Source organism: Halomonas sp. SIMBA_159, assembly GCF_046536035.1.
GTDB classification, from domain to species: domain Bacteria; phylum Pseudomonadota; class Gammaproteobacteria; order Pseudomonadales; family Halomonadaceae; genus Vreelandella; species Vreelandella venusta_A.
Window position 1 is genome coordinate 1 of record NZ_JAWJBT010000573.1, and the last position, 272, is coordinate 272.

Annotated in this window: 1 protein-coding gene; it reads left to right on the plus strand. The window is 35.7% G+C overall.

Going from position 1 to position 272, the window contains the following annotated elements; all coding sequences use genetic code 11:
- On the plus strand, positions 1-272 hold a 272-nt coding region (locus tag R0J87_RS20510), incomplete at both ends, for a hypothetical protein (RefSeq protein ID WP_498888560.1).

The window sequence follows — 272 nt, forward strand, 5'->3', positions numbered from 1 at the left end:
CCAGTTGATAGTTTAGTCGCCTCTTTAGCAGCAGAAGCCAATTTTTTACCCACATTTGCCCAGCGTTCAATTCTAGTTGGGTCAGAATATGCAATTCCTTATCATTGGGGATATTATCAACAGTTTCGTCAACGAACCTTAGATTTAATTTCTGCCCAATATACAACAAATCCTGATCTTCTGGCAAATTTTATTAATGATTACCAAATAACATTTTGGCTATTCGATCAATCGGCATTTAATGTTGAGTATTTAGCAAAAAATGACTGGCT